Annotated in this window: 20 protein-coding genes, 2 tRNA genes and 3 rRNA genes; 13 read left to right on the plus strand and 12 right to left on the minus strand. The window is 37.9% G+C overall.

Features of this window, described 5'->3' with window-relative positions; genetic code table 11:
• Window positions 1–29 precede the first annotated feature (29 nt).
• Both SULAZ_RS04310 and SULAZ_RS04315 read left to right on the plus strand, forming a co-directional pair.
• Complete coding sequence (locus tag SULAZ_RS04310) at window positions 30–701, plus strand: response regulator (RefSeq protein WP_012674733.1); 672 nt, start codon at window positions 30–32, stop codon at window positions 699–701.
• Window positions 695–1,912, plus strand: coding sequence for an ArsS family sensor histidine kinase (locus SULAZ_RS04315; protein WP_012674959.1), 1,218 nt, complete (start codon window positions 695–697; stop codon window positions 1,910–1,912). Before SULAZ_RS04310 ends, SULAZ_RS04315 begins: the two co-directional genes overlap by 7 nt.
• Here the strand turns inward: SULAZ_RS04315 and lpxB are convergent.
• Genes lpxB through SULAZ_RS04345 form a run of 6 tightly spaced genes read right to left on the minus strand, consistent with a single transcriptional unit; the run spans window position 1,881 to window position 8,020 of the window.
• Entirely contained in the window at window positions 1,881–3,053 is a 1,173-nt protein-coding gene (gene lpxB, locus SULAZ_RS04320; RefSeq protein ID WP_012674208.1) for a lipid-A-disaccharide synthase, read from the minus strand. The two genes, SULAZ_RS04315 and lpxB, sit on opposite strands and share 32 nt — an antisense overlap.
• A 2-nt stretch (window positions 3,054–3,055) precedes the next feature.
• The gene (gene oadA, locus SULAZ_RS04325) at window positions 3,056–4,900 is read right to left on the minus strand and encodes a sodium-extruding oxaloacetate decarboxylase subunit alpha (protein WP_012673582.1); all 1,845 of its coding nucleotides are present in this window, start codon (window positions 4,898–4,900) and stop codon (window positions 3,056–3,058) included.
• A 55-nt stretch (window positions 4,901–4,955) separates the two neighbouring features.
• Window positions 4,956–6,482, minus strand: coding sequence for a cytochrome c biogenesis protein ResB (resB, locus tag SULAZ_RS04330; RefSeq protein WP_012674353.1), 1,527 nt, complete (start codon window positions 6,480–6,482; stop codon window positions 4,956–4,958).
• A complete protein-coding gene (locus SULAZ_RS04335) occupies window positions 6,475–6,768 on the minus strand; it encodes a SpoVG family protein (protein WP_012674193.1) in 294 nt (97 codons plus the stop codon). The genes resB and SULAZ_RS04335 overlap by 8 nt, the downstream gene beginning before the upstream one ends.
• Window positions 6,765–7,739 (minus strand): 6-phosphofructokinase, encoded by a 975-nt coding sequence (gene pfkA, locus SULAZ_RS04340; protein WP_041676036.1) that lies wholly within the window; start codon window positions 7,737–7,739, stop codon window positions 6,765–6,767. The genes SULAZ_RS04335 and pfkA overlap by 4 nt, the downstream gene beginning before the upstream one ends.
• Before the next feature lie 2 nt (window positions 7,740–7,741).
• Window positions 7,742–8,020, minus strand: coding sequence for a hypothetical protein (locus SULAZ_RS04345; RefSeq protein WP_012673987.1), 279 nt, complete (start codon window positions 8,018–8,020; stop codon window positions 7,742–7,744).
• A gap of 108 nt (window positions 8,021–8,128) precedes the next feature.
• Here SULAZ_RS04345 and SULAZ_RS04350 point away from each other — a divergent pair, with 108 nt between their 5' ends.
• From SULAZ_RS04350 to SULAZ_RS04365, 4 genes are read left to right on the plus strand one after another with little or no spacing between them, the layout of a single operon-like run.
• On the plus strand, window positions 8,129–9,214 hold the full coding sequence (locus tag SULAZ_RS04350) for a 4Fe-4S dicluster domain-containing protein (protein WP_012674745.1): 1,086 nt from the start codon (window positions 8,129–8,131) through the stop codon (window positions 9,212–9,214).
• On the plus strand, window positions 9,211–10,008 hold the full coding sequence (locus tag SULAZ_RS04355) for an FAD/NAD(P)-binding protein (RefSeq protein ID WP_012674202.1): 798 nt from the start codon (window positions 9,211–9,213) through the stop codon (window positions 10,006–10,008). The genes SULAZ_RS04350 and SULAZ_RS04355 overlap by 4 nt, the downstream gene beginning before the upstream one ends.
• On the plus strand, window positions 10,008–10,757 hold the full coding sequence (locus SULAZ_RS04360) for an NADH-quinone oxidoreductase subunit B family protein (RefSeq protein ID WP_012674983.1): 750 nt from the start codon (window positions 10,008–10,010) through the stop codon (window positions 10,755–10,757). The genes SULAZ_RS04355 and SULAZ_RS04360 overlap by 1 nt, the downstream gene beginning before the upstream one ends.
• On the plus strand, window positions 10,739–12,028 hold the full coding sequence (locus SULAZ_RS04365; protein WP_012674555.1) for a Ni/Fe hydrogenase subunit alpha: 1,290 nt from the start codon (window positions 10,739–10,741) through the stop codon (window positions 12,026–12,028). Before SULAZ_RS04360 ends, SULAZ_RS04365 begins: the two co-directional genes overlap by 19 nt.
• Here the strand turns inward: SULAZ_RS04365 and SULAZ_RS04370 are convergent.
• Genes SULAZ_RS04370 through ilvD form a run of 3 tightly spaced genes read right to left on the minus strand, consistent with a single transcriptional unit; the run spans window position 12,008 to window position 15,238 of the window.
• Entirely contained in the window at window positions 12,008–12,439 is a 432-nt protein-coding gene (locus tag SULAZ_RS04370) for a nucleotidyl cyclase domain-containing protein (protein WP_012673515.1), read from the minus strand. The two genes, SULAZ_RS04365 and SULAZ_RS04370, sit on opposite strands and share 21 nt — an antisense overlap.
• On the minus strand, window positions 12,436–13,554 hold the full coding sequence (gene metK, locus SULAZ_RS04375) for a methionine adenosyltransferase (RefSeq protein ID WP_012674006.1): 1,119 nt from the start codon (window positions 13,552–13,554) through the stop codon (window positions 12,436–12,438). Before metK ends, SULAZ_RS04370 begins: the two co-directional genes overlap by 4 nt.
• 10 nt (window positions 13,555–13,564) lie before the next feature.
• Window positions 13,565–15,238, minus strand: a complete 1,674-nt coding sequence (gene ilvD, locus SULAZ_RS04380) for a dihydroxy-acid dehydratase (RefSeq protein ID WP_012674810.1) — start codon at window positions 15,236–15,238, stop codon at window positions 13,565–13,567.
• A 77-nt stretch (window positions 15,239–15,315) separates the two neighbouring features.
• On the opposite strand from ilvD, the gene SULAZ_RS04385 reads away from it, so the two are divergent.
• Window positions 15,316–15,837: a lytic transglycosylase domain-containing protein gene (locus SULAZ_RS04385; protein WP_012674656.1), complete on the plus strand. Its 522-nt coding sequence runs from the start codon at window positions 15,316–15,318 to the stop codon at window positions 15,835–15,837.
• On the opposite strand, the gene ybeY is transcribed toward SULAZ_RS04385, so the two are convergent.
• From ybeY to aroD, 3 genes are all read right to left on the minus strand, one after another.
• Window positions 15,812–16,264: an rRNA maturation RNase YbeY gene (gene ybeY, locus SULAZ_RS04390; protein WP_012674612.1), complete on the minus strand. Its 453-nt coding sequence runs from the start codon at window positions 16,262–16,264 to the stop codon at window positions 15,812–15,814. The two genes, SULAZ_RS04385 and ybeY, sit on opposite strands and share 26 nt — an antisense overlap.
• Complete coding sequence (locus SULAZ_RS04395; protein WP_012673690.1) at window positions 16,254–17,060, minus strand: PhoH family protein; 807 nt, start codon at window positions 17,058–17,060, stop codon at window positions 16,254–16,256. The genes ybeY and SULAZ_RS04395 overlap by 11 nt, the downstream gene beginning before the upstream one ends.
• A 214-nt stretch (window positions 17,061–17,274) precedes the next feature.
• Complete coding sequence (gene aroD, locus SULAZ_RS04400; protein ID WP_041675826.1) at window positions 17,275–18,003, minus strand: type I 3-dehydroquinate dehydratase; 729 nt, start codon at window positions 18,001–18,003, stop codon at window positions 17,275–17,277.
• Between the two features lie 79 nt (window positions 18,004–18,082).
• On the opposite strand from aroD, the gene SULAZ_RS04405 reads away from it, so the two are divergent.
• From SULAZ_RS04405 to rrf, 6 genes are all read left to right on the plus strand, one after another.
• A complete protein-coding gene (locus SULAZ_RS04405) occupies window positions 18,083–19,066 on the plus strand; it encodes an IS481 family transposase (protein WP_012673450.1) in 984 nt (327 codons plus the stop codon).
• A 251-nt stretch (window positions 19,067–19,317) separates the two neighbouring features.
• Window positions 19,318–20,842: ribosomal RNA gene (locus SULAZ_RS04410) — 16S ribosomal RNA — on the plus strand.
• Window positions 20,843–20,914: 72 nt separating this feature from the next.
• Window positions 20,915–20,988: transfer RNA gene (locus tag SULAZ_RS04415), tRNA-Ile, on the plus strand.
• A 7-nt stretch (window positions 20,989–20,995) separates the two neighbouring features.
• A tRNA-Ala gene (locus tag SULAZ_RS04420) sits at window positions 20,996–21,068 on the plus strand.
• Between the two features lie 61 nt (window positions 21,069–21,129).
• A 23S ribosomal RNA gene (locus tag SULAZ_RS04425) occupies window positions 21,130–24,062 on the plus strand.
• 43 nt (window positions 24,063–24,105) lie between these two features.
• Window positions 24,106–24,223 (plus strand): 5S ribosomal RNA (gene rrf / locus SULAZ_RS04430).
• Together the 16S, 23S and 5S rRNA genes with 2 tRNA genes alongside form the textbook arrangement of a ribosomal RNA operon.
• Window positions 24,224–24,309: the final 86 nt, after the last annotated feature.

The following is a 24,309-nucleotide window of genomic DNA, read 5'->3' on the forward strand; positions in this document are numbered from 1 at the left end:
TCCCCTTTTTTATTTTTAAGAGGTAGAAGATGATAAAGGTAATAATGATAGAAGACGATAAAGAACTTGCAGAACTCTTAACCCAATACTTAGCAAAGTTTAACATCTCAGTAAAGAACTTTGAAGACCCAGTAAAAGCACTGCAAGAGTTAGAAAAAAACAAAAATTATGATATTATGATTTTAGACCTATCCCTTCCCCAGATGGACGGAATAGAGGTATGTAAAAAAGTAGCTAAAGAAGAGGACATCCCTATAATAATATCCTCTGCAAGAAGTGATGATACTGATAAGATAGTTGCTCTGGAAGTGGGAGCTGATGACTACTTAGCAAAGCCTTACAATCCAAGGGAGTTAGTTGCAAGAATCCAAGCAGTTTTAAGAAGAAAGGAGAAAAAACCTAAAACGATTGTCTGTGGAGAGTTTGAGTTAGACGAAGAAGGATTTACCATAAAGAAAAACGGAGAACCATTAAACTTAACTTCTGCTGAGTTTGAACTTTTATCAATGCTGATTAAAAACAAAGGAAGAGTCTTAACAAGAGATTACATATTAGACAACACAATCCATCTAAATTATGATAGCATAGATAGAACAGTAGACGTTATAATAGGAAGAATAAGGAAAAAGATAGGAGACGACCCTAAAAATCCAAAGTACATCATATCCGTCAGAGGGCTTGGATACAAGTTTGAATGTTAAACATTGAAAGAAACTCAATCTTATTTAGGATAAGTTTAGCTTTTTTGTTAATCATAGTTTTATCATCTACATTTTTTTACATTCTTTATAAAAATGCAAAAGAAACCGAGCTGAGAGATCTTATAAAAAACGCGGTTTTACTTGTATCTTCAGATAGGTCTGGTTTGTCTAAAAACATTGAATCAAACTATGAACTTATAGAAGACCCAGAGTTTATATACACTGTTTACACAAAAGGAAGTATAGAGCTTGAAAGAGACTTTTTAACCATAAAAATTTTCCTTATTAAATACGAAAACACACATTACGTTTTAGTAAATCAGTTTGGAATAAGCTACCTTGTCAAGAAAAAGGGAGAGTTTAGTTTACATAGGATAGTCGTTATCGGATGGGTAATGTTCAACCTTGTTATTTTAGGTATATACATAGGTATAGTAAAATCATTTTATCCTTTAAAAGTTTTGAGAGAAAAGATAAAAGCCTTAAAATCAGGTAATCTCAACGTAAGTATAGATATTAAAAACAACGACGAAATAGGTTTTATAGCAAAAGAGTTTAATGAAGCTATAAACACTCTCAAAAAGAATGAAGAGGTAAGAAAGTGGTTTTTACGAAATATAGCCCACGAGCTAAAAACTCCTATCACAAAAGGGAAGATAGCCATAGAACTGTTAGAAGATGAAAAAGGAAAACAGCACTTTGAGAGAATATTTAACAGACTTGAGTTTTTGGTAAATCAACTGATGACTGTAGAAAAAATCGCCTCTAAAGACTTAAAGTTAAAGTTTGAGTGTGTCGATGTAAAAAAAGTTATAGAAAATGCAATTTCTCTACTCTTATCTTATGAAAAACCAAATGTCCATACAGTTTTTGAAGAAACGCTTAAAATAAATGTAGATGTAAACATATTTTCTATTGCAATAAAAAACCTGTTAGATAACGGACTAAAATTCAGTGAAGATGGAAAAGTAGAAGTAATTGTGAAAGATAAAAGAATCTACTTTAAAAACAAAGGTAGTAAACCTCCTTTTGATAAAGAACTTCTGTTTGAGCCTTTTATAAAAGAGACTTCTTTAAAAAACCAGACAGGACTGGGACTTGGTTTATATATAACCAAGTTTATACTAGATTTTCACAACGTTAAGATAGATTACACATACGAAAACGGAGAAAATGTTTTTACACTTGACCTTTCTCAAGTAGTATGCTGATTATTTCAGCTGCTTTGTCTATAGCTCCTTTCTCTCCAAGTTTAGACCTAACTTCTAGCAAATCTTGCTTTTGTTTTTCTTGAAGTTTTTTATCAAAAAGAAATTCTAATGTTTTATTTGCAATGTTTATAGGGGTGCATTTTTCTTGCAGGAGTTCTGGAACTACTTCTCTACCTGCTATAATGTTAGGAAGTCCTAAAAAAGGTATAGAAACCAACCTTTTACCTATAAAATATGTAATAGGACTAACTTTATACACTAGTATGAATGGATTTCCTATTATCGCAGCTTCTAAGGTTGCAGTACCGGAAGCTATAACAGAAAAGACACTATGTTTCATAACTTCGTAAGAAGGATTTTCAAATCTTGGAATATCTAACTTTGACAAGTTAGATGTTATTACAGTTAAAGGTAAATCGTTAAAGTTTTTTGTTTTTTCTAAAACCTTTTCAACCATATTTACAGTTGCAGGAATTACAAAGTGAGTATTTTCTAGACTTTTAGATAAAAGTCTGGCAGATTGAAGCATAATAGGGAGCAAAACATTAACTTCACTTTCCCTACTTCCTGCAAGGAGTCCAATAATCTTTTTATGTTTTGGTATTGACAGTTTTTGTTTAAAACTCTCTTCTGTTTCGTAAGTTTTCACTATATCTAAGAGGGGATGTCCTACAAAGAAGAATTTAAACTTACCACTTACAAAAGGTTTGTAAATCTCCTCTTCAAAAGGTAGAATAGATATTAAAACATCTGTATTTTCAACGATATCTTTAATCCTACCTTTACCCCAAGCCCAAACCTGTGGAGATATAAAGTAAACTGTTTTTATCCCTAACTTTTTTGCTTTTTTTATAAGTTTTATGTTAAATCCGGGGAAGTCTACTACTATAAGAAGGTCAATACCTTCTTTTAATATATTCACTGATTTTTCAAAAACTTCTTTGATTTTTTTGTACTTAGAGATTGCCTCTGTTAGACCTACTACTGATATGTCTTTTATAGAGGCAACTGGTATTACCCCAGCTACCTCCATTTTCGGTCCTGCTACTGCGTATATCTGATAATTTTTTAACCTTTTTACTAATTCACTGGCGTAGTTATCTCCAGAAATCTCACCTACACTTATAAAAATTTTTTTCATAATTAATCTGGAGTGATTCTTATCAAACACTCATCTGGATTTACGTTATCTCCAACCTTTACAAATATATCACTTACTGCTCCATCTATTGGAGCGTGAATCTCATTTTCCATCTTCATCGCTTCAACAGTTAAAACAACATCTCCTTTTTTAACTCTATCACCTAAGTTTACTTTTATAGAAGTTACCTTTCCCGGCATAGGAGATGAAACATCTCCTAAACCCATTGCTTTTGGTCTTTCTCCTATTATTTTTCCACCTTCTGGTAGAGAGACTTCTGTGGTGCCAACTTCTATCTCTTTGATAGGTTGGACTAAAACTTCTTCTAACCTTCCATCTATTCTTACAAAGTATGGTCTTCTACCTTCTGTAGGACTTCCTACTCCCGCAATTCTAACGTGGTACTGCTCTCCATGGACTGTTATATTAAACTCTATAGGAGCAAGATGTTTCATCTCTTCTTGTGTAAGCTCTTCTATTTGGGGTGGTAAGACCTCTCCTTTTTCAAACTTCTCTCTCCATTGGAAAAACTCCAATGCTACTTGAGGGAATAGACAGTAAGATAGGACATCTTCTTCGTTTCTTGCTCCTGATTGGTAGGCTTTTTCTGTACATTTATCAAGTTCTGGTTCTAATAAATCTGCTGGTCTTACTTGGATAGGTTGTTCATCCCCTAAAATCTTTCTCATCACATCTGGTTTTATAGGAGCTGGTGGTCTTCCGTAAAGTCCTTTTACGTAGTCTCTTGTCTCCTTTGTTACAACTTTGTACCTTTCTCCTTGTACTACGTTTAAAAGTGCCTGTGTTCCTACTATCTGGCTTGTAGGTGTTACAAGTGGAGGATAGCCTAAATCTTCTCTTACCCTTGCTACTTCTTTTTTGACTTCATCTAATTTGTCTAATGCGTTGTTTTCTTTTAATTGGTTTATAAAGTTAGACATCATTCCACCAGGAATTTGGTGTATTAAAACTTGACAGTCCGGCCATTTATCAACTGTATCATACTTAGCATACTTTTTCCTTACCTCTTTAAGGTACTCTGCAACCTCTACAATGATATCTAAATCTATCTTCGTTTCATATCCAAACTCTCTTAAAACGTACACCATTGTCTCGTTTGGTGGATGGGCTGTAAGCCAGGACCATGTTGAAACGTCTGTATCTATTATGTCAGCTCCAGCTTCAACAGATTTTAAAAGTGTCATCTCTGCCATCGCAGCTGTAGATTGAGAATGGACGTGAACAGGTAGTTTTATCTCCTCTTTTAGTCTTTTTACAAGATCGTAGGCTACTTTTGGAGATAGTATTCCTGCTTGGTCTTTTATTGATATTATATCAACGCCTAAGTCTTTGAGTTGTCTTGCGATGTTTACATAGTAATCAACAGTATGGACAGGGCTTATTGTATAAGATAAAACACCTTTTACAATCTTACCACACTCTTTAGCTGTAGTTATTGCAACTTCCATATTTCTTACATCGTTTAACGCATCAAAGATTCTAAATACATCTATTCCGTTTTCAGCTGCCTTTTTTACAAAAGCTTCTACAACATCATCCGGATAATGTCTATATCCTACTAAGTTTTGACCTCTAAGGAGCATCTCAAGTTTTGTGTTTTTTGCCGCTTGTTTAAACTTCTTTAATCTGTCCCAAGGGTCTTCTTTTAAGTACCTAAGACACACATCAAACGTAGCTCCACCCCATACCTCTAAAGACCAAAATCCAGCATCGTCTAACTTCTCTAAGGCAGGTAAAAGGTCATCTGTTCTTACCCTTGTTGCAAAGAGGCTCTGCTGACCATCTCTTAAAGTGACATCAGTAAACTCTATAACTCTTTTTTCCATATCACTCACTCCCTTTAGGCTATCAGAATCTCTACTGTAAGTTTTAAGTATTTTATCATATTCCTAACTCTTGTTTTAATTTCTCATGAAAAGACTCTCTAAACTTTTGAGAATAAAAAGCGATGTAAACGTTAGTTTGGTTTTCTTGATCTTTTTCTAACTTTACCCACACTCTTCTATGAACTGTATAAAACGCAAGCATAGTTCCAACTACTACTATAACTGTTCCAATCCAAATAAGGTTAGTTCCAGGAAAATAGCTAACTTGTAATCCTGAAAAGTATCTTGGTTGGAATGAATCGATAAGGATAACATAAGGGAATTGGTAAGGTTTAGCAAATTTTTCGTAAGCAGGGATGGCAACAAACGGGTCTGAAGGTATGGGAATATTAAACTCTTTTTGGTTGTAGTTTACTTGGGCAATCATTAAAGGGTCGTAAACGTCTTGTTGAGCAAGCATAGGGTTTTTGTAGTTAAGAGTTGTATTTTTTATTTGAAGTTGTACAGAATCAAAGTTTAGGTTAGGATTTTTGTAAGTGTAATCAAGTTTAGTTGCTTTTGATATAAACTCCATCCATCTTCTGTCTAAATCTCTAAGCTGTTTTTCATACTCTTTTTTCTTTTCTTCATCTGTTTCTTGGGCAAGTTTTTGGTTTATCAACATCCCTTCATTCATAAAAGACAACAACTCATCGTACCTAAATACAACTAACTTTGCTTCTTTTATCTCTCCTGTTTTACCGTAAGATGTTTGAAATATTCTATAACCCTCTACCTCCATAGGTTTGTTAACTTCAATTACACCGGATTTTACTACTTCTCTGTCCTTGATAATATCTACCGTACTTTTGTAAGATTTTACAGCTCCTGCAAACTCTTTACTATCATAAAACTCAAGTTCAAACTTTTTAAGGTATATACTAAAAGGTAGTTTATAGGTTTCATCTCCCGGAATTAAAGACCCTTCTCTGTATTTTCTTATGTAGTCTGCAGATTCCCCTTCTGGAATCTCTATCTGTCCCCTTACACCTAAAACAGAACCCATAAAAGCACCTATTAGAAAAACTATGATACCCACATGGGTTACAAGCATTCCCATCCTTGATATTCTACCTTTCTCTGCGTAAAGGTAAACAACGTTATCACTTTCCTTTATAGCCTCAACCTTTCTAAATCCAAGTCTGTGTATTACACTAACTATGTAGTTTAAAACTTCATCTAAAGGTTTACTATACCTAAGATGGATAGTTGAAGGTTTTTTTAACATTCCTTCCGGAAGTTTTTTTTCAACTTTACCGTAGGCAGTTTTGTAAATGGCAGGAAATCTTTCTATCGTTGCAAATATAACTGCTATAGCAACTAAAACTATCAAAAGTTGGTAGTACCAAGAATGAAATACATTATTTAACCAAGTAAGCCATATTAATTTCGCAGGGATTTCACCGTACTCTTTGTAGTACGTTATATACGTTTCTCCCTGTTTAATGTAAGTAGAACCTAATACAGACAAGATCGCAAGTAGGATAAGGTAGATGACTCCTAACTTTACATTTCCTAAAAATGAGACTATTTTTTTAATCAAGGTTTTCCTCCAGATTTATGTTAATCAACTCTTTGTATTTATCGACTACAGCTCTTCTTACCTCTTCTGCAAACTCTTTTGATAATGGTTCTACTATCTCTAAAAATCTGTTGGAGCTACTTTTTTTCTTTGGGAAGTTTATAAAAAGCCCTCCATGTTTTGACTCTATGACCTTTATATCTCGGATTAAAAGGATATCGTCTATAACTATCTCTGCAACAGCTCTGACTCTTCCTCCTATTCTTCCAGTATCAAAAGGATATATTCTTACATCTGTTATTTTCATAGTGAGAGAATGTTGTTTATTTCGTACTCTTGAATGTTAGGTATCCTTATTTTTCCAAAAGAAATTTCAAGAGGTTTTATTTTTAATTGACCGTCTTCGTAAGCTACCATAAAGTTTTTATTCCCTTCCATGTACTTTTCTACTGCAAAAACGCCAAATTTAGAAGCCATAATCCTATCGTAAGCTGACGGACTTCCTCCTCTTTGAATATATCCTAAAACTTGATATCTTATCTCTCCTATAGATTTATCTTTTAACCTTTGATTTAGTATTTCTGCAAGTTCCTTTGCTGACGCAACACCTTCTGCCAAAACAATGATAGCAAATCCTTTTCCCATCTCCTTTGCTTTTAAAATCTTTTCTTCTATCACGTGAATTGGAAGAGGATACTCTGGTATAAGTGTTATTTCAGCTCCTGTAGCCATTCCAACTTCCAGTGCTATAAATCCACTGTCTCTTCCCATTACTTCTACAATAAAAACCCTTTCATGGGACATTGTTGTATCTTTTATTTTGTCTATAGCTTCCATTGCGTTGTTAACAGCTGTGTCAAAACCTATTGCATACTCAGTACCGTATATATCGTTATCGATTGTTTTTGGAATTCCTATAACGTTTAAATCAAAGTCCTTATGTAAAAGGTATGCACCTTGGAAACTACCGTTTCCACCTATCACAAACAAAGCGTCTATACCTAAATTTTTTATGTTCTCAAAGGCTTTTTTCCTGTAGCTGTACTCTTTAAATCTTGGCTCTCTGGCTGTAAGTAGTATAGTTCCACCTCTTTGAAGTATCCCAGCAACACTTTTATAATCTAACACTTTGTAGTCATTATCTATTAAACCTTTAAATCCTCTCATAAACCCTATAACTTCGATGTTATAGTAGCTTGCAGTCCGGACAACTGCCCTAATACAGGCATTAAGCCCAGGACAGTCTCCGCCGCTTGTAAGCACTCCAATTCTTTTCATTATTACTTTTGCATATAGCAAAAATCAGAAGCTCGAGCCATTTCCGGTATTATATCCCCTGTTTGTTTGTTAACGTAAACTATTCTTACTGTAGATAGATTCCCGTATCCTTTTAAGTTAACTTCTCCGATAAAATACTTATCATTTTCACATACATTTACAACGTAATCTTTCGTATTTCCTATATAAGACTGTATCTTTTTTTCTGCCTCTTGCTTAGTGATAGCAAAGGAAGAAGCTGTGATTAATAGTGTTGTTGTAAGTGCTAAAACTTTTCTCATAATACTATCCTCCTGTAAAAAAATTTGAGAATAATTTTATCATTTTTTATTGTCTTTTTAAATGAAAGAGGTTATACTTAAAAATACAAGTAAATTAAGGTGTTTTAAATGGCTTTTAAAATAGATATTACCACATTGAGACAGATTTATGAAAAACTTAAAGAATGTTATGAAGTTATCTCTCCCGTTTACGATAACGGTGTAATACAGTATAGAGAAAATCCAAGTTTTGATGCTATTCCTTTTGGAAAGACACAGATAGAGTATGCAGGAACCTATTTTGTATCAGATACTGAAAAAAATTACATTAGTTATGTAAGGCCTTCAAATACCTTAAAAAACTTTTTAAGACCACCTCAGGAAGTTTTATACAAAGTATATAAAAAAGATGAAAAAATTTACTTTGAAAGCACACACGTTAAAAGACCTATGGCTTTTTTTGATGTTAGAAAGTGTGATTTAAAGGCTTTGTCTATATTAGATGATGTCTTTATAAATAAAAACAACTATCCTGATGACTACTATAAAGCACTTAGAGAAAATATATTCATCGTAGCCGTTAACTGTAGTGAAGTATCAAATGTATGTTTTTGCAGTTCTATGAATGTAGATTTTAACAACGATTATATGGCTGATATAGTTTTAACTGAGTTAAAAGACGGATTCTTGTTAGAAGTTAAAACAGAAAAAGGAAAGAGATTGTTAGAAGGATTAGTTTTGCAAGAAGCAAAAGAAGATGATATAAAAGAAAAAAATCAAGTCCTAACTCAAACTTACACTAAAATTAAAAAAAGTATAAACAAGGAAAACCTAAAAGAAGACCTTTATAAAAAGATTGACCATCCTTACTGGGAAAATATTGGAATTAGATGCTTTGGGTGTTCAAGTTGTACACAAGTCTGCCCTACGTGTTTCTGTTTCGATATAGTTGAGAGAAATTCTCTAGATGGTAGTTACTCTGAAAGGGTGAGAGTTTACGACTCTTGTTTTAATCCAACTTTTGCAACGGTTCATAAATTCAATCTTAGGGATAAAATCTCTTTTAGGTACAGACACTGGTTACTCCACAAAATGGCATACTGGCAAGACCAGTTTGGAGATGTGGGTTGCGTAGGATGTGGAAGATGTATTACATGGTGTCCAGCTAAAATAGATATTGAAGTAGAAACAAACAATGTGAGAGATATTTTATGAAACCTTACGATTTAACAGAAGGGAAAATTTTAAAGGTTTATAGAGAGAATTACAACACAGTAACTGTAAATGTAGAAGTAAATTTAAATAATCCAAAGCCCGGACAGTTTGTTATGTTTTACGCAATCGGTAGAGGAGAAGCCCCAATTACAATAGCTGATTACCGAGACGGTTTCATGGTAAACACTATCAGGATAGTAAGAGATGTAACAGGGTACTTTGATAGAGTAAGGGAAGGAGATGTTATACATCTGAGAGGTCCCTACGGTAATCTGTGGCCTACCAATAAAGCTTTTGGAAAAGATATTATCGTTGTCTCTGGTGGTTTAGGACTTGCCGCTACAAGATGGCTGTTAGAAGAGGTTATAAAACAAAAGCATAGATTTAAAAATGTAATTTCACTTTACGGTGCAAAAAGCTACGATGATATCCTTTATAGAGAAAAGATTGGGGAATGGGAAAAAGAAATAGATTTTAGAACGATTTTGAATATAAAAAATGAAATGTGGAAGGGAAAAGTGGGATTAATCACAGATTTAGTAAAAGAGATAGAGATAGATAAAGATAGTGTTGTATTTATGTGTGGTCCTGACCCTATGGTGAACGCTGTTATTGAAATACTTAAAAGTAAAGATATAAAAAAAGAAAACATTTACGTATCTTTAGAAAGACATATGAAATGTGCTGTTGGTACATGTGGACACTGTATGATAGGTCCTTACTTTGTCTGTAAAGACGGTCCAGTGTTTAACTACAAAGATATAGAGTACTTTTACACTAAAAAAGGTGTTTGATGAGAGTAGGTATATTTAAGTTTTCTTCTTGCGATGGTTGTCAGCTTTCTTTTATAAACCTTTCTGGAGAGTTAGCTGAGTTAGAGAACTTTAGTATAGATTACTTTTTAGAAGGTCAATCTGTAAACAACTATGAGTACTTTGATTTTTCTTTTGTGGAAGGGTCTGTATCTACAACTGAGGAAATTGAGAGGATAAAAGATATTAGGGAAAGAAGTAAAGTTCTTGTTGGTATTGGTGCTTGTGCAGTTTCAGGAGGAGTTCAATCTATCAGAAATTTTAGAAACATAGATGATATTAAAACAGTGTATAACACTGTAGATATTACTAAAAACGTTCTTGAAAATGCTCTACCTATATCTCAGGTGGTAAAAGTTGATTTTGAGATTAGAGGATGTCCAGTATCAACAGATGTTGTAAAGGATTTTATAAACTCTATTTTAATAGGGAAAAGTCCTCATAATTACAATTACCCTGTTTGTCTTGAATGTAAGAGAAGAGGTAATATCTGCTTGCTTGTTTTGAACAAGCCATGTTTAGGTCCTATTACAACAGCAGGATGTAACGCTTTATGTCCATCTGTGAATAGGGGATGTTACGGCTGTTTTGGTCCTTACAAAGATGCAAACATTGAAGCATTTTATAACCTATTTAAGGAAAAAGGTTGGGGTATAAGAGATTTCATTGAAAACAGTTTAAATCCTTACAACCATTTATTTGTGGAGAAACTATGGAAGCAAAACCTTTAACAAGGGTAGAAGGAGAAGGAACTTTAAAACTCATATTAAAGGATGATTTAGTTCAAGATGTAGTTCTAAACATATTTGAACCACCAAGGTTTTTTGAATCTATATTGAAAGGTAAAAGATTTGAAGTTATACCGGATATTACAGCAAGGATATGTGGTATTTGTCCCGTTGCTTATCAGATGAGTGGTATTCAAGCTGTTGAAAGTGTATTTAATGTAAAGGTAAGTAAAGAAGTTGAAGACCTTAGAAGACTATTTTACTACGGAGAGTGGATTCACAGTCATGCTATACACGTATTCTTTATGCACCTTCCAGATTTTTTAGGTTTAAGTTCTTTCTTTGAATTTTTAAAGTTAAATCCAGATTTATCTAAAAAGGCTCTCTTTATAAAGCAAACAGGTCGAAAGATACTTGAAGTAATAGGAGGAAGGGATGTTCATCCTGTCACAGTATGTGTAGGAGGTTTTACCCACTTTCCAAAGGATGAAGAGATAAAATCCCTTATTCCAAGCTTGGAAAAATCCTACGATTACTCTTTAGAGATATTAGACTTCTTATCAACGTTAAACTTCCCACAGCATCTTCTTCCTGAAGATATACTCTTTGTATCATTAAAAGAGGAAGATCACTATCCAATACTAAAAGGCAAAATATACTTGTCAACAGGCGTTGGCTTAGATAAAGATGAGTTTTTAAAGTACTTTTACGAGTTTGAAAAACCTCACTCAACAGCAAAGTACAGTAAAACTAAAGATGGAAAAACTTATATTGTAGGACCTATAGCAAGGTTTAATAACAGTTTTGATAATCTAACAGAAAACTCTAAAAAGATAGCTTTAAAGTATGGAGTAAAACCAGTAGAAAGAAATATGTCTAAAACGATAATAGTAAGGGTGATTGAGATTTTAGATAGTATAGAAAGGTCTATAGAGTTAATAAATCTGTATCAAAAAAACAGCCTTAAAAATGAAAAATACGAAGTTTCTGAAGGGGAAGGGACAGGAGTGTCAGAAGCTCCAAGGGGAATACTATGGCATTACTATAAAATCAATTCTAATGGATTAATAGAGAAGGCAAATATAATCCCACCTACATCTCAAAACCAATCTGTAATGGAAGAGTTACTAAGAAAAAACCTAACAAATAAAGAGTTAAAAGACGAATCGACTTTAATAAGCTATGGAGAATATATAGTAAGAGACTTTGACCCTTGTATATCCTGCGCAACCCACTTTTTAAAGATAGATAAACTAAATCTCGATAATAGGTAAAAGTTTGTCGTTCATTATCTTTACCATATAGTCAAAAAGCTCTCTTGAAGTTTTTCCATCTTCTGGATATGAGGCTATACCTTCGACTAACTCTATTTTTACAGACTTTTTTATTCTTTCTATAGCTTTTACAACTTGATTTTTATCTGTTTCAGGAAAGAATAAAAATACAAAATCATCATCAACAGGAGATAAAACATCTACACTTCTAATGTTTTCTCTTAGTTTGAAGAATATATCTATATCTTTCGGCTTATTTTCTTGTAAAAGCTTTGTAATAGAAGGAAAGTATAAAAATGCTATTGAAAAATGTTTACTTTTTCCATATCTTTTAATCCTTTCTATCTCTATTTCTACTAAAGCCTTAAACACTTCAAAATCATAAAATTTTAACTCTTCATTAGTTTTCATTCTATGTCCCCCTTTAAAAATAAATCAAAAAGTTTCTCTGTTTCTTCCCATAAAAATTCATCATCTTCTTTCCCAAAATGTCCTTCCAATGTCGCCTTCTTATATATAGGCTTTCTAAGTTTTAGTAATTCTATTATATCACTTACACTAAATTTGCGAAGTTTTTTTTCAATTTTTTCTCCATTTTTACAATCTATGCTTACAACTAACGGATACTCTGAACCTATAGCATAAACCATCTCAACCTTACATCTATCTGCAAATCCTCTTGAAACTATATTTTTTGCTATAAACCTTGCAAAGTAAGAGGCAGACCTGTCTACTTTTGTAGGGTCTTTACCAGAAAAGGCGCTTCCACCGTTTGGACAAGCTGTTCCGTAGGCGTCAGCTGCAATTTTCCTACCTGTTAGTCCTGTGTCTGCCATCGGTCCACCTATTATAAATCTTCCAATAGGGTTTATAACTACATTTGTTTTTTCGTCTATATATTCTTTATACTTTAGCTTTTTTATCACTTCTTCTATAACTGCTTCTTTTAGATCTTTTTCTGTAACGTATGGCTCATGTTGAACCATTATAGCTATACTTTTTACTCTAACAGGTATTTCATTTTCATACTCAACACTGACTAAAGCTTTACCATCTGGTCTTAAAAAGGGTAATGTACCGTTTTTTCTTAGGATAGTTAGTTTTTCTGTTATTTCGTTTGCTACATTACAAGGAAGGGGCATGTAATTTTTTGTTTCGTTTGTTGCATACCCCACAACGATACAACTATCTCCAGCTCTGTCTGAGGGAAGTCCTAAGGCTATTTCTGGACTTTGGTCGTTTATGGTTGTTATCACACCAGCTGTGTATCCATCAAAACCGTATTCCGGTTTTGTGTACCCTATTTCTATAAGTGTGTTCCTCACTATCGTAGGAATGTCAGCGTAAGCGTCGGTAGATATCTCACCTGCTATATGGACAAGACCCATTGTGACTAAGACCTCAATAGAAGCTTTTGTATAAGGGTCTTTTGATAGTAAATCATCTAATATAGCATCTGCTATTATATCTGCTATTTTATCAGGATGCCCTTGACAGACACTTTCTGCACTTTTTATAGTTTTCATTCTTTACTCCTTAACTACATTCATCTGATAAAATAGCACCTTTGTCTGCAGATGTAACAAACTTAGAGTACCTTCTAAGCCAAGGACTTGGTATCTCTTTTCTCTTAGGTTTAAACTCTTTCATCCTCTTTTCAAACTCTTCTTGAGGTATCAATAATTCTATCTTTCTATTTGGTATATCTATAAGTATCTCATCTCCATCTTGAATTATACCTATAGGTCCTCCAGCTGCAGCTTCTGGAGATACGTGTCCTATACATGCTCCTCTTGTAGCACCAGAAAATCTTCCATCTGTTATAAGGGATACTTTATCTCCAAGTCCCATTCCCATTATTGTAGATGTTGGAGCAAGCATCTCTCTCATTCCGGGACCACCTTTTGGACCTTCGTATCTTATAACAACTACGTTTCCTTCTTTTACTTTTCCGTTTGTTATCCCTTCTATAGCCTCTTCTTCACTATCAAAAACAACAGCTTTTCCTTTATGTACCATTATTTTAGGGTCTACAGCTGCAGCTTTAACTACACAGCCATTTGGTGCTATGTTTCCAAAGAGTACTGCAAGTCCTCCAGTCTCACTGTAAGGATTATCTATAGGTCTTATAACATTGTAATCTTTTATTTCTGCGTCTTTTATAGCTTCTCCTAAGGTTTTCATTAAAACAGTAGGTCTATCTAAATGTAATAGATTCTTTTTAGATAACTCTTTTAGTATTGCGTAAATTCCTCCAGCTTTATCTAAATCTTCCATATGGTATTGGGAAGCGGGTGCAAGTTTACAAAGTGTTGGTGTTCTTCTTGAGATTTCATCTATCTTTTCCATAGGGAACTCAATTCCAGCTTCGTGGGCTATAGCTAAAAGGTGTAAAACTGTATTTGAAGATCCTCCCATAGCTATATCAAGGGTGAAAGCATTTTCAATAGTTTGATAGTTTACTATATCTCTGAATTTTATATTAGCTTTAACAAGATCAACTATCTGTCTTCCTGCTTGTTTTGCAAGCTCTATCCTTCTTGGATCAACTGCAAGTATTGAACCGTTTCCAGGAAGGGCAATTCCTAAAACTTCTGCAAGACAGTTCATAGAGTTTGCTGTAAACATTCCAGAACAAGACCCACAAGTAGGACAAGCATGGGACTCAATATCTAAAAGTTCTTCTTCTTTTATTAAACCTTTTTTGATAGACCCTACAGCTTCAAAAACTGTTGCCAAATCTATGGGTTTGCCTGTTTGAGTATGGCCTGCTGCCATAGGACCACCACTTACCAAAATAGTAGGTATGTTTACCCTTGCAGCTGCCATTATCATACCGGGAACTATCTTGTCGCAGTTAGGAATTAGAACTAAACCGTCTAATTTATGGGCTTGAACGACTGTCTCTACACTATCTGCTATCAACTCTCTACTTGGAAGAGAGTAAAACATACCAGAGTGTCCCATAGCTATTCCATCATCAACACCTATAACGTTAAACTCAAAAGGAACTCCACCAGCTTCTCTAATAGCCTGTTTTACGTGTTTTGCAAACTCTTGAAGGTGAACGTGCCCTGGGATTATATCTATGTAAGAGTTTGCAACTCCTATAAACGGTTTTCCAAAATCCTCATCTTTAAGTCCGCATGCTCTAAGTAAACTTCTATGGGGAGCTCTTTCTATTCCCTTTTTTATTTCATCACTTCTCATTTTTTCCTCCAAACTGCCGAAAGTTTAGTTAATAGTATAGCAAAAAATTTTGATAATTTTTGATATAATAACTTTTAATGGTGAATAAAAATTTTTTAAACTTTTTAATAGGACTTTTAGTGTTTGCTTTCTTTGTCAGACCAACTTTTGCGTTAAGTGAAGATTTAAACCGTTGCTTTTACGAAGCATCTACTACTTATAACATTCCTCAAGCATTACTTGTTGCAATTGCAAAAGTAGAATCAGGATTTAGACCTTGGGTTATAAATATAAACCAAAATGGAAAATCAGTTAAAGTAATAAATCCAAAATCTTTAACAGAAGCTATGGTTTATGTTAGATATCTACATGACAATGGTTATAACTACGATGTTGGAATAGGTCAGATAAATGTATGGAATATAAAAAGATTACACCTTCAGCCAGAACAGCTCTTAGACCCTTGCAATAACATAAAGGTTTCTGCTTACATTCTAAGGGAAAACATTAATAAATACGGTTTAACTTGGGATGCCATCTGGCGTTATAACGGTAGAAAAGATTATGAATACAAAGTTTACAATGCCTTAATATCTATGGGACTTGTAGCTCGTCGATAACTTTTTCAAAGATTTTATCTTGTAGGTTAAACATTACCTTTGCATCTTCTTCGTTTGTTTCGTGGTCATAACCTAAAAGGTGTAAAATACCATGTGTAAGCAGTCTTACTATTTCCTGTTTATAAGAAAAGCCTATCTCTTGTGCTTGTTTTTTTGCATAAGGTAGAGATATAATCACATCTCCTAATACTCTGTATTTATAACCTATAGTGTCTCCAAAGGGGAATGATAAAACATCGGTAGGTTTATCTTTATTACGCCACTCTTTATTTATACTTTTTATTGTATCGTTATCTGTAAGTGTTATACTTATTTCTATATTTTCTAGTTGAAGGTTTTTTAGAATCTGTTCTACGGCTTTTTTTACAAATTCTTTTGTTATTTCTTTATCATAAACTTCTTTATTTATTAGTATTTTATTTTTCATTTTGGTTTTGTTCTTCGTATTTGTTGTAGGCTTCTATTATTCTTTGTACTATAGGGTGTCTTACAACGTCCTTTTCTGAGAATCGTGTAAAACCTATTCCTTTTACACCATCTAAAATTTTTATAGCTTCTATTAATCCGGACTGACTTGTCTTTGGTAGGTCTATCTGGGTTACGTCTCCTGTTATTACTGCTTTTGAACCAAAACCTATTCTTGTTAGAAGCATTTTCATCTGCTCTCTTGTTGTATTTTGTGCTTCGTCAAGAATTATAAAAGCATCGTTTAATGTTCTACCTCTCATAAATGCAAGTGGTGCTACTTCTATGACTTTTTTCTCAAGCATATCGTTTACTTTCTCAGGGTCAACCATATCATAAAGTGCATCGTATAATGGTCTTAAGTACGGGTCAACTTTTTCTTCTAACGAACCCGGTAAAAATCCTAACTTTTCCCCAGCTTCTACTGCTGGTCTTGTGAGGATTATTCTACTTACTTTATTCTGTTTTAGATAAGAGACTGCAACGGCCATTGCAAGGTATGTTTTACCTGTTCCAGCTGGCCCTATTCCAAAAGTGATATCATTTTTCTTTATTGTTTCAACGTATAATTTCTGAGTAGGTGTTTTTGCCATAATAGGCTTTCTTTTGTATGAAAAAAGTATAGTATCTGATATACTTTCTTCTTTTTCTACCTTTTCCTCCTTCTCTCTTTCAAGCTTAAATCCAACCGCAAGGTTTCTTATATCTTGAGGTGATAGTATATGACCTACTTCAAAGTATGAAGATACTTTTTCCATAAACTCTTCAAATCTGTCAAGGTTTTCTTCTTCACCGGAAGCTATTATTGATGTTCCTCTTGCAAATATCTTTAGATTAAAAAGTTCTTCAAAGTATCTTAGATTTTCATCCCTTGTTCCAACTACATTAAAAAAGGCTTCAACAGGTATTTGTACTTCTAACTTTAAAATGTTTAAAACCTCCTACTTAAATTTTGGATTAATTTATATCTTTTTAATCCAATTTCCATCCTTTTTGTATGTTAAAAAACTCTAAAAGTTCATTTAATTTTTGAACTTCTATTTGTCCTGGTGCAAAGGACTGACCTATAAACGTATAGGTTATCAAACTCCCAAACACTGGTGCTACCACTCTAGAGACTTTTCCAATCTCTCCCATAAGTATTGCTACTAAATTTTTTTCTCTGTTTCTGTGGGTAATACACATAACCCTTGCCACATCTTGAAAACTGTTTGCTTTAAAAGCATATTTCACTATATCAGCTCCCAATGTTTTACTCTCATCTATGATAGATTGAATATAATCATCAGAAGGTGTTTTTTCAAAGTCGTGGTAGGACATTATTACAGCTTTTCCTTTTGAGTGGTAAAGGTCTACAATTTCTTTATTTATTCTAAAGGAAGTATATTCAATATCTACCATATCTACGTAATCAGCTATGCTACTAAATATTTTTAGCCTTTCTTCGTCTGGAATATCAGCTCCACCTTCAAGTTTACTTCTTACAGTTGCCAGTGCTATAAATCCTTTTTCTTTTACTTTCTTAATAATACCTAATATATGTGCTAAATCTTTACTTTTAAACTGGTCTATTCTCAGTTCTATAATATCTACATTTTCTAAAAGTGCAATTGATAGTGTATTTTCTACATTTTCATCAATAATAGGAACAGCTATCTTTACCACTTTTTTCTCCCCGTAAAGTTTTTTAAATTTTATCATAAAACAGTGTATAAGTTTCAATACACAGTGAACACCTACCCCTTTAAAATAATTTCAACAAAAACAGGAGGTAGGTTATATGAAAGGTATTATAGGAACCCCTATGTATATGACAACACTCTTTCCTAAAAAACTATCAAACAAGATTAAAGACATTCCTTTAACAAAAGAAGCCAAAAAAAGACTAAAATGGATACAGCACTACCAAGATACAAAAAATATATCCAAAACCTGCAGATACTTCGGAATATCAAGAACTACCTTCTATAAATGGTTTGAAAGATACAAAAAAGACGGACTTGAAGGACTTCTTGATAGACCTAAAACACCAAAAAACACAAGAAAACCAACTATAAGAAATCAGTACAGAGAACAAATAATAAAAGTCAGGAAACAAAACCCAACTTGGAGCAAAGAAAAAATATCGGCATATCTACAAGAAGAAAAAAACATAAAAGTATCACCATCTACAGTGTATAAAGTATTAAAAGAAGAAGGATTAATAGAGAGAACAAAATCAATTAAAATACAAAACAAAAGAAAAAAGAGTATAAAGAAGAAAAGGACAAAAAGAGGCTTGCAAGCACAAGCCCCAGGGGATGTAGTACAAATAGACGTAAAACACCTGAACATCGCAGGTGCAACATATTACCAATTCACAGCTATAGATAAGTATAGCAGATTTTGTTTTGCACGGGTATATGAAAGTAAAAATTCAAAGAAAACAAAAGAATTTTATATTGAGTTAAATGAGTATTTTGAATTTGAGATAAAGAGGGTACAAACAGATAACGGGAGTGAGTTTTTAGGGGAGTTTAACAAGTATTTAACGGATATAGGAGTGGAGCATTACTTTAGCTATCCAAGGAGTCCAAAGACTAATGGTGTTGTAGAAAGATTGATAAGGACAATAGAAGAGGAGTTATGGTTGATAGAGGGATTAGATTACACATTAGAGGAGATGAATAAGAAGTTAAGGAAGTATGTAAGGAAGTACAATTTTATAAGGCCACATCATTCTTTAGGATACAAAAGACCAGCAGACATTGTTTATGGAGTATGATAAAATTTTTAGGTGAAGGTGTTCACGATGTATAGAACTCATACAAAGACTTGACAAAAGGATAAAGAAGGGATAAAATATATATCCCAAAAATGAATAAGCGAATAAGAAAGATAAAAAGCACTTGACAAAAAAAGTCAAGTATGATAAACTGAATATCTGTCAAAAATCAGCAGCCATAATCGGCTGAGATAAAGGACCTTGGCAGTTGAATAAGGAGACCAATTAAAGAGCGGGTAAACTCGAAGATTTCTTTGGAGAGTTTGATCCTGGCTCAGCGCGAACGTTGGCGGCGTGCCTAACACATGCAAGTCGTGGGGCAGCAGGCTATTACCTTCGGGTAATAGTGCTGGCGACCGGCAAACGGGTGAGTAACGCGTAGCTAACCTACCCATAGGTTGGGGATAACCATCCGAAAGGGTGGCTAATACCCAATAATGAGGAGACTCCAAAGCCCTTTTGGGCGCCTATGGATGGGGCTGCGTCCCATCAGCTAGTTGGTGAGGTAATGGCTCACCAAGGCTACGACGGGTAACCGGTCTGAGAGGATGATCGGTCACAGCGGGACTGAGACACGGCCCGCACCCCTACGGGGGGCAGCAGTGGGGAATATTGGGCAATGGCCGAAAGGCTGACCCAGCAACGCCGCGTGGTGGATGAAGCCCTTCGGGGTGTAAACACCTTTTCTGGGGGAAGATAATGACGGTACCCCAGGAATAAGGGACGGCTAACTACGTGCCAGCAGCCGCGGTAATACGTAGGTCCCGAACGTTGCGCGAAATTACTGGGCGTAAAGGGTCCGTAGGCGGTCTGGTAAGTGGAAGGTGAAATCCTACGGCTCAACCGTAGAATTGCCTTCCAAACTGCTGGACTTGAGGCAGGGAGAGGTCGGCGGAATTCCCGGTGTAGCGGTGAAATGCGTAGATATCGGGAGGAACACCAGTGGCGAAGGCGGCCGACTGGAACTGTCCTGACGCTGAGGGACGAAAGCTAGGGGAGCAAACCGGATTAGATACCCGGGTAGTCCTAGCCGTAAACGATGGATGCTAGATGTGGCCTACGAAAGTAGGCTGTGCCGCAAGCTAACGCGTTAAGCATCCCGCCTGGGGAGTACGGCCGCAAGGTTGAAACTCAAAGGAATTGACGGGGACCCGCACAACCGGTGGAGCGTCTGGTTTAATTCGATGCTAACCGAAAAACCTTACCAGGGTTTGACATGCGGTGTGTCGGGTATGAAAGTACCCTAGGCTATGATTATTCATAGCCGCGCCGCACAGGTGGTGCATGGTCGTCGTCAGCTCGTGTCGTGAGATGTTGGGTTAAGTCCCGCAACGAGCGCAACCCTTGCCCTGTGTTACCAGCGGGTAAAGCCGGGTACTCACAGGGGACTGCCGGCGATAAGTCGGAGGAAGGAGGGGATGACGTCAGATCAGTATGCCCTTTATGCCCTGGGCTACACAGGCGCTACAGTGGCAGGGACAATGGGACGCAACGCAGCAATGCGGAGCAAATCCCCTAAACCCTGTCGTGGTGCGGATTGGGGGTTGCAACTCACCCCCATGAAGGCGGAATCGGTAGTAATGGCGAATCAGCAATGTCGCCGTGAATACGTTCCCGGGTCTTGTACACACCGCCCGTCACGCCATGGGAGTCGGGTTCATCGGAAGTCCCCGAGCTAACCCGCAAGGGAGGCAGGGGCCGATGATGGGCCTGATGACTGGGGCGAAGTCGTAACAAGGTAGCCCTAGGGGAACCTGGGGCTGGATCACCTCCTTTATAGGGAAAACCTATACAAAAAATTGGCTGAAAGGCCTGCTCTTTACATTGGTCTCCTTAATAAACTGCTAAGGGCCTTTAGCTCAGGCGGTTAGAGCGTACCCCTGATAAGGGTAAGGTCAGTGGTTCAAGTCCACTAAGGCCCATAGGAATGGGGACGTAGCTCAGATGGAAGAGCATCTGCTTTGCACGCAGAGGGTCAGGGGTTCAAGTCCCCTCGTCTCCATAGGAAAAGAAAAAAGGACCTTGGCAATTGAATAAGGTAGTAGGAAGTAGGTAGAAGGAAAGGCCAAGCTGCTAAGGGTCCATGGTGGATGCCTAGGCAGCCAGAAGGGATGAAGGGCGTGGCAAGCTGCGATAAGCCTCGGGGAGCTGCAAGCGAGCGTTGATCCGAGGATTCCCGAATGGGGAAACCCACCAGCCCATAGGCTGGTATCCTCGAAAGAGGAGCCGAACCGGGCGAAGTAAAACCTTTTAGTAGCCCGAGGAAAAGAAACCGAAAGGGATTCCCTAAGTAGCGGCGAGCGAACGGGGAAGAGCCTAAACCGACGTAGTGCCATGGCGGCAGCCTTAGCTACGTCGGGGTAGTGGGACATATCCGTCAGAAGTCTGCCGGCTTCTGGGGAAGTTACAAAACCGACAGGTAGCAGAAGTAGCTGGAAAGCTACGCCATAGAGGGTGAAAGCCCCGTATGCGAAACCTGGAGGTCTTCCTAGGATATGATCCCGAGTACCACTGCCCCCGTGAAAGGTAGTGGGAATCAGCCCAGACCACTGGGTAAGGCTAAATATTCCTGGCTGACCGATAGCGCATAGTACCGCGAGGGAAAGGTGAAAAGAACCCCGGAAGGGGAGTGAAAGAGAACCTGAAACCATGGATCTACAAGCCAGTGGAAGGACTATAATAGTCCGACTGCGTGCCTCTTGGAAAATGAGCCAGGGAGTTGTGGTATGCGGCAAGCTTAAGCCGTTAGGCGAAGGCGTAGGGAAACCGAGTCCGAATAGGGCGCTATAAGTCGCATGCTGCAGACGCGAAGCGGAACGATCTATCCATGCCCAAGGTGAAGGACGGGTAACACCGTCTGGAGGCCTGAACCAGTCGGTGCTGCAACACAGTTGGATGAGGTGTGGATAGGGGTGAAAAGCCAATCGCGTTCCGTGATAGCTCGTTCTCCCCGAAATGCATCGACGTGCAGCGTCAAGCGTTCCTTCCGGGAGGTAGAGATACTGATTGGGCTAGGGCCCCGAAAGGGGTACCGAACCCAACCAAACTCCGAATGCCCGGAAAGGTAGCTTGGCAGTGAGACTACGAGGGATCAGCTCCGTAGTCGAGAGGGAAACAGCCCAGATCGCCAGCTAAGGTCCCAAAGTGCATGCTAAGTGGAGAAGGATGTAGAGTCTCTAAGACAGCGAGGAGGTTGGCTTAGAGGCAGCCATCCTTTAAAGAGTGCGTAACAGCTCACTCGTCGAGAGACTCTGCGCCGAAAATTTAACGGGGCTAAGCATGCCACCGAAGCTGCGGGATTGCCTTTTAGGCAATCGGTAGGGGAGCGTACCCAGCGGGAAGAAGTCATACCGTAAGGAGTGATGGACTGCTGGGTAGTGAGAATCCTGGTATGAGTAGCAGCGAAGACAGGTGAGAAACCTGTCCGCCGGAACTCCAAGGTTTCCAATCCAATGAAAATCAGGATTGGGTTAGTCGGGACCCTAAGGCGAGGGCGAAAGCAGTAGCCGATGGGAAGCAGGTTAATATTCCTGCACCAGCTAACTGGAGGCCAAGGCATGACGCAGGAGGATAGTCCTGGGGGTGATACGGATTGCACCCTTCAAGCGTCCGAGGGTGAGGGATAGGCAAATCCGTCCCTCAAACAAGCCTGAGGCGTGATGAGGAGAGCAGCTTAAAGCTGCTCAACCAGGATGACTTCAAACTGCCAAGAAACAATGTCGTGGCCGATGAAGGTTAGCTGACCGTACCGGAAACCGACACAGGTGGAGTGGGTTAGCAGCCTAAGGCGTTCGGGGTAACTCTCCTCAAGGAACTCGGCAAACTGACCCCGTACCTTCGGAATAAGGGGTGCCCACCGCAAGGTGGGTCGCAGAAACCAGGTCCAGGCGACTGTTTACCAAAAACACAGCACTGCGCAAACTCGAAAGAGGACGTATGCGGTGTGAAACCTGCCCAGTGCCCGTAGGTTAAGGGGATGGGTGCAAGCCCAGAACCGAAGCCCGGGTAAACGGCGGCCGTAACTATAACGGTCCTAAGGTAGCGAAATTCCTTGTCGGGTAAGTTCCGACCTGCATGAATGGTCCAACGATCTGGACGCTGTCTCGAGGAGAGTCCCGGTGAAATTGTAGTGCCGGTCAAGATTCCGGCTACCTGCGGCAGGACGGAAAGACCCTGTGAAGCTTTACTGTACCCTGACACTGATTGCCTGCATACTCTGCGCAGGATAGGTGGGAGGCTGAGAAGGCACCCTTTCGGGGGTGCTGGAGCCGCCGGTGAGATACCACCCTGAGTGTGTGGGTAATCTAACCCAGCTGTGTAATCCACAGCGGGGACAATGTCAGGCGGGCAGTTTGACTGGGGCGGTCGCCTCCTAAAGGGTAACGGAGGCGCCCAAAGGTACCCTCAGGTGGGTCGGAAATCCACCGTTAGAGTGCAAAGGCATAAGGGTGCCTGACTGCGAGACTGACAAGTCGAGCAGAGGCGAAAGCCGGGCTTAGTGACCCGCATGTTCCGCGTGGAAGGGCATGCGATCAGCGGATAAAAGCTACTCCGGGGATAACAGGCTAATCCCGCCCAAGAGCCCACATCGACGGCGGGGTTTGGCACCTCGATGTCGGCTCGTCGCATCCTGGGGCTGAAGTAGGTCCCAAGGGTTGGGCTGTTCGCCCATTAAAGCGGCACGCGAGCTGGGTTCAGAACGTCGTGAGACAGTTCGGTCCCTATCCGCCGCAGGCGCAGGATACTTGAGAGGAGCCATCCCTAGTACGAGAGGACCGGGATGGGGCAGGCTCTGGTGTACCAGTTGTTCCCCAAGAGCAGCGCTGGGTAGCCATCCTGCTACGGGATAAGCGCTGAAAGCATCTAAGCGTGAAGCCCACCTCAAGATAAGGTATCCCTGAAGGGCCGTGGGAGACTACCACGTAGATAGGCTGCAGGTGGAAGCTCGGTGACGGGTGGAGCCAAGCAGTACTAATAGCCCGTTTGGCTTGGCCTTCTTCTATCTACTATTCTACTACCTTATTCAATTGTCAAGAAACCCTGGTGTCCATAGCGGTGGGGAAACACCCGGAAACCATTCCGAACCCGGCAGTTAAGCCCACCAGCGCCCATGATACTGATCGGGAGACCGATCGGGAAAGTAGGTCGACGCCGGGGATCTTTTATCTATTTTTCCCTCCCCCAATTTAAACCTCTATCTCGTATTTCTTAAGTTTTAAATTCTTTTTTATTTTTACGAAATT

It is taken from the genome of Sulfurihydrogenibium azorense Az-Fu1 (genome assembly GCF_000021545.1).
Lineage (GTDB): Bacteria > Aquificota > Aquificia > Aquificales > Hydrogenothermaceae > Sulfurihydrogenibium > Sulfurihydrogenibium azorense.